General features: G+C 71.5%; 5 protein-coding genes. 3 read left to right on the forward strand and 2 right to left on the reverse strand.

Features of this window, described 5'->3' with window-relative positions; translation table 11 throughout:
• Nucleotides 1-504: orotidine 5'-phosphate decarboxylase / HUMPS family protein (locus tag IJH84_RS18100; protein ID WP_295146561.1), on the forward strand; the 504-nt coding region annotated here is incomplete at its 5' end.
• Nucleotides 501-1,052: a 6-phospho-3-hexuloisomerase gene (hxlB, locus tag IJH84_RS18105; protein ID WP_295146563.1), complete on the forward strand. Its 552-nt coding sequence runs from the start codon at nucleotides 501-503 to the stop codon at nucleotides 1,050-1,052. The genes IJH84_RS18100 and hxlB, both read left to right, overlap by 4 nt.
• Here hxlB and IJH84_RS18110 read toward each other — a convergent pair whose 3' ends face one another.
• A complete protein-coding gene (locus IJH84_RS18110; RefSeq protein ID WP_200069964.1) occupies nucleotides 1,053-3,344 on the reverse strand; it encodes an ATP-binding domain-containing protein in 2,292 nt (763 codons plus the stop codon).
• 355 nt (nucleotides 3,345-3,699) lie between these two features.
• Nucleotides 3,700-5,106: a gluconate:H+ symporter gene (locus IJH84_RS18115; protein ID WP_295146567.1), complete on the reverse strand. Its 1,407-nt coding sequence runs from the start codon at nucleotides 5,104-5,106 to the stop codon at nucleotides 3,700-3,702.
• A 163-nt stretch (nucleotides 5,107-5,269) separates the two neighbouring features.
• Here IJH84_RS18115 and IJH84_RS18120 point away from each other — a divergent pair.
• A partial coding sequence (locus IJH84_RS18120) for a FadR/GntR family transcriptional regulator (RefSeq protein WP_295146569.1) occupies nucleotides 5,270-5,750 on the forward strand: 481 nt, incomplete at its 3' end.

Consider the following 5,750-nt stretch of genomic DNA (forward strand, 5'->3'; position numbering starts at 1 on the left):
GTGTCCGAAGTGGTCGGTGCGGCCGCGGGAACACCGGTGCTGGCGGACTTGAAAACCGCCGACGACGCGGCGACCGAGTTCGGGATGGCCTTCGACCACGGCGCCCGAGCGGCGACCGTGCTGGCCGCGACCACCGACGCGACCGTGCACCGCTGCGTCGAGCTGGCGCGGGACGCCGGGGCCGAGGCCGTGCTCGACCTGCTCGCGGTTTCCGGGCGGCGCCGGGACGAACTGCTGCGCGACCTGCCCGCCGAAGTCGTGTTCGCCCCGCACATCGGCAAAGATGCCCAACAGGCCGGGCACGGGGCCGCCGACGCGCTGGGGGAGTGGACCCGCGATCGCCGGGTCGCCCTGGCAGGCGGCCTGACCAAGGACGACGTGACCCGGCTGCGCGGGACCAACCCCGGCCTGCGCGTGATCGTCGGCTCGGCGATCACCGCGGCCGCCGACCCGGCCGGTGCGGCCGCCGATATGTCCACAGTGGTGAGAGGAGACCCCGGGTGAACGACCTGCTGAACGTGATCAGCACCGAAATCGGCGGAGTGCTCGACCGAGTCGACCGCGACGACGTCGAACGCACCGCCATCGCGCTCGACGCCGCGGGCCGCGTGTTCGTCGCAGGCGCGGGCCGGTCCGGTTTCATGGCCGATGCCTTCGCGATGCGCCTGGTCCACTTGGGACTCCAGGTGCACGTCGTCGGCGAGACCACGGCACCTGCGATGGCCGAGGGCGACACGCTGGTCGCCGTCTCCGGTTCCGGCAGCACCGCCGGAACCGTGCGCGCGGCGCAGGAATGCCGCCGGGCAGGCGGAAAAGTGCTCGCGGTGACCACCGATCCCGCCGCCGAACTCGGCACGACCGCCGACGACGTGCTGCACGTGCCCGCCGCCACGAAGCACCGCCGCGAAGGCGAAGCAGCATCCGTGCAACCGCTGTCCAGCCTGTTCGACCAGTGCGTGCACCTCGTCTTCGACGCGGTGTGCCTGCGGCTGGCCCAGCTGCGCGAAATCGGCAACGAGGCGGCGAAAGCCGCGCACGTCAAGACCGAGTGATCAGTCCAAACCGGACAGCACGTCGGGGAGCTCGCCGGTGTGCACGACGCCGAGGCGCTGCGTGGCACGGGTGAGCCCGACGTAGAGATCGCTCGTGCCGCGGGCGGACTCCGCCAGCACGCCCTCCGGGTCGACCAGCAGCACCGAGTCGAACTCCAGTCCCTTGGACTGCTGCACGGTAAGCACCACCACGCGCGACTCCACGCCTTCGGGCTGCGTGCCGACGACGGCGTCCGGCACCCGCTCGGCCACTCCCGCGCCCACCTGCTCCAGGTGCTGCGGCGGGACCAGCACCGCGAGCGTGCCGTCGATCCGGGACAGTTCCGAATCGACCAGCTCGGGAACTTCGGTCGCTAGCTCGGCTTGCGGCACCTGCTTTGCCCACGGCTCGTGCCCGCTGGTGCGCACCGAGGTCGGTGCCGCCAGCTCGACGTCCATTGTGGACAACAGTTCGGCGGCCACGCCCATGATCTCGGCCGGAGTCCGGTAGTTCACCGTCAACTCCGCGAGCCGCCAGCGCTCGCCCACGTACGGCGAGAGCACCTCGTGCCACGATGCCGCACCACCCAGCGCCCCGGTCTGCGCGATGTCGCCGACCAGCGTCATCGACCGGCTCGGGCAGCGGCGCATCAGCACCCGCCAGGTCATCGCCGAGAGCTCCTGCGCCTCGTCGACGATGACGTGCCCGAACGTCCACGTGCGGTCCTCGGCCGCGCGCTGGGCCGCGGTGAGGTCGCTGCGCGTCTGCTGGCGCTCGGCCAGCAGCTCCGCGTCCAGCACGTCGGAGACGCGCAGCCGCTCCTCGTCGGCGATCTCCTCGTCCTGCTCCATGATGTGCAGCACGCCCTGGGCGTAGGCCAGTTCCTCGCGCTGCTGGCGCTCCTGCTCCTCGCGCGCCTTGGTGTCGTCCTCGCCGAGCAGCTCCGCGAGCTCGTCCAGCAGCGACACGTCCGCCGCTGTCCACGGTGCGCCCGGCTCCCGCAGCAGCAGCTCGCGCTCCGGTTCGGGCAGGTGCTTGCGGGCCGCGGTGTTCAGCCGCTTGCGGTCGCTGAACAGCTCGTCCAGCACCTCCTGCGGGCCGAGCTGCGGCCACAGGTCGTCGAGAACCTTGCCGACCTCGGTGTCCGCGCGCAGCTCCGCGCCGATGTCGTCGAGGTCCCGGCGCTCCAGCAGGTCGCGCCCCAGCCGATCGGCGACCTGCGTGGTAAGCGCCGAGATCAGCTCGGTGCGGAAGATCTTGCGCGCGTGGTTGTGCGGCTTGCGGGAGCGCCGGGCCTTGGTGCGGGCCTGGGCGACGCTGCGCCGGTCGATCCGCAACGGCTCCCGGTCGAAGATCACCTCGACGTAGTCCTTCGGCGCCTGCTGGCGGTCCCGCACGGCGGCGGTGAGCACCTGCACCATCGCCGCCCGGCCCTTGATCTCGGCGGCCTCGGCGCTGTCCGAGCCGGTCGCCGGAATGCCGGGGAACAGCTCGCCCGGCGTGGACAGCAGCACCCCGGTCTCGCCCAGCGACGGCAGCACCTGCCCGATGTAGCGCAGGAACGTGGAGTTCGGCCCCACCACCAGCACGCCGCGCTTGGTCAGCTGCTCACGGTAGGTGTAGAGCAGGAACGCCGCGCGGTGCAGCGCCACCGCCGTCTTGCCGGTGCCGGGTCCGCCCTGCACCACCAGCGCCCCGTTCATCGGCGCGCGGATGATCCGGTCCTGCTCGGCCTGGATGGTGGCGACGATGTCGCCCATCTGCCCGGTGCGGCGCGCGTCCAGCGCGGCCAGCAGCGTGGCCTCACCGGCCAGCCCGAGGTCGCTGCCCTGCTCGGCGGCGTCCAGGTCGAGGATCTCGTCCTCCAGGTCGACCACGGTGCGCCACCGGCTGCGCAGGTGCCGCCGCCGCCACACGTCCTCCCGCGCGGCCGCGGTGGCCAGGTAGAACGGGCGGGCCGCCGGGGCGCGCCAGTCGATCAGCAGCGGTTCGTACTCGCGCTGCTCGTCGAACAGGCCGAGCCTGCCGATGTGGAAGGTCTCCCCGCTGTCGAGGTCCAGCCGCCCGAAGCACAGGCCGTGTTCCACGGCGCTGAGCTGGGTCAGCTTCTCGGTGTACATCGTGGTGGAGATGTCCCGCTCGGTGCGGGCCTGCGGCGTGCCGCCGGTCTGGCGCAGCGTCTCGGTCAGCCGTTTCGTGGCGTCCCGCCGGAGTTCGTCGAGCTTGTCGTAGAGCGTCGAGACGTACGCCTGCTCGGCGGCCAGATCGTCGGTGCGGGCTTCGGGTTCCCGATCGGCTCGGGCGTTGGACAACTTGGCTCCACCTTGTGCTCAGCCGTGATGTGCCGGACCCCCGGGCACCGGCGATTTCCGGTGCCGGAGATGTCGGATGCCGGGGCGCCCACCGCGGCGCCCCGCACGAGTCCGACCATCCATCATACCGGCCGCAGGTGGCCGCCCCGGTCCGCTCGAGTCCGCTGCATGAGCGGCGCCAGCCGCTTGCGGGGTGCCGCAGGACTCAGCCGGACCACCGGCGGGTTCTCAGACGTCTGCTGGCGAGGAAAGCTCAGCCGCCGAGTAGGGAGCTACTCAAGGAAGAGATCCCGGAGCCGGAAGGCGTCTGAGGTTCCGCTACCCGAACCGCTACGCAAACCGAATCCGAGACATCTCAGAGGACCAGGTGCAGCAGCCAGATCACCGCGAACGAAACGACCGACAGGATCGTCTCCAGCGCCGACCAGGTCTTGAGCGTCTGTCCGACGCTCATCCCGAAGTACTCCTTGACCAGCCAGAACCCGGCGTCGTTGAGGTGCGAGAAGAACAGCGAGCCGGAGCCGACGGCCAGCGCCACCAGCGCCCCCTGCACCGGGTCCATCCCGGCGATCAGCGGAGCGACCATGCCCGCCGCGGAGATCGTGGCCACGGTGGCCGAACCGGTCGCGACCCGGATGCCGACCGCGATCAGCCAGGCCAGCAGCAGCGGCGAGAAGTGCGCGCCCGCGGCCACGTCCGTGATCATCTTGTTCACGCCGGACTCGACCAGGGTCTCCTTGAACCCGCCGCCTGCCCCGACGATGAGGATGATCCCGGCGATCGAAGGCAGCGCGCCGCCCGCGATGCCGGACAGCTCGGTGCGGCCGAGCCCGGCGCGCGGCCCGAGCGTGCACATCGCGATCAGCACGGTCAGCATCAGCGCCACGACCGGGGTGCCGACGGTGTCCAGCACCGAGTACAGCGCGGTGCCCTCGGTCAGCCACAGGTCGGCGACCGATTTGCACAGCATCAGCACGACCGGCAGCAGCAGCATCGCCACCGACAGCGCGAAACCGGGCCGCCTGCCGCTTTCCTCCCGCTCCGGAGCCTTGCCCAGCAGCGCGCTCGCCGGCGGCAGTTCCACCCGCTTTGCGATGAACGAGCCGAACAGCGGTCCGCCGACGATCGCGGTCGGGATGGCCACCAGGACGCCCAGCGCCAGCGTCACGCCCATGTCCACGCCCAGCGCGTCCACCGCGGCCAGCGGTCCGGGGTGCGGCGGGACCAGGCCGTGCAGGATGGACAGCCCGGCCAGCGCTGGGATGCCGATGCGCAGCATCGGCTGCTCGGAGCGGGCCGCGACCATCACCACGACCGGCACCAGCAGCACCACGCCGACCTCGAAGAACATCGGCAGGCCCAGCAGCGCGGCGATGAACACCATCGCCCACGGCAGGCTGCGCCGGGTGGTGCGGGCCAGCACCGTTTCCACGATCTGCTCGGCCCCGCCGGTGTCGGTGAGCAGCTTGCCGAGCATCGCGCCCAGTGCCACCAGCAGTCCGACGTCGCCGACGGTGTCGCCGAGCCCGCCGGTGAAGGTGTCCACGAGGTCGGTGAAGGGCATCCCGGCGACCACGCCGAGCGTCGCCGCGCCCAACGCCAGCGACAGGAACGGGTGCAGCTTCACCCAGCTGATCAGCACGACTACTACGCCGATGCCTGCCAGCGCGGCGGCCAGCAGGCGGGTGTCGTGCCCGGTCCAGGCGCCCGCGGGGGCCTGCGCGAGCACGGCCGCGCCTGCGGGGGAGAGGTTCAGTGACATGGGTAGTGGCTCCTCGCTGAGCTCGATGCGCGGCACAGCCTAAGAGCCGGAAGTCATTAAGTATGACTTTTTATCGACGTGTACCGATTAAGTTGGCTCTGTTAGCCAGGTCACCGGGCCCCGATCGCTTAGGTTGGACGCCGACGACAACGGGAGGAGCCCCGTGAACGGCGGACTGCATGGCCAGGTGGTCGACGTGCTCGGCCGCGAGATCAGCGCGGGCGAGCACCCGCCGGGCACCGTGCTGCGCATCGACGAGCTGGAGGCCCGCTTCGGCATCTCGCGCAGCGTCGCCCGCGAAGTGGTGCGCACGCTCGCGTCGATCCGGCTGGTGATCGGCCGCAAGCGGGTCGGCATCGTGGTGCGCCCGCGCGCGGAGTGGAACACCTTCGACCCCGCGCTGATCCGCCGGCTGCTGCTCAGCGACCGCACCGGCCAGGTGCGCACCCTCGTCGAACTGCGCACCGCCGTGGAACCGGTGGCCGCGGGCATCGCCGCGCGGCGCGCGAGCGACGAGGACGCCGCGAAGCTGGTCGGGCTGGCCGAGCGGATGGTCGCCACCGCGCGCTCCGGGGATCTGGAGAGCTTCCTGGCCGCGGACGTGGAGTTCCACGCGCTGGTGCTGTCGGCCTCCGGCAACGAGA

Origin of the sequence: Saccharopolyspora sp., from assembly GCF_017434145.1 — a bacterium.
In the GTDB taxonomy this organism is placed as follows: domain Bacteria; phylum Actinomycetota; class Actinomycetes; order Mycobacteriales; family Pseudonocardiaceae; genus Saccharopolyspora_C; species Saccharopolyspora_C galaxeae.

Bases quoted from the DNA above. Each gene is read 5' to 3' on its own strand.
- IJH84_RS18115 (WP_295146567.1), bottom strand. From the start codon at position 5,106: ATGTCACTGAACCTCTCCCCCGCAGGCGCGGCCGTGCTCGCGCAGGCC.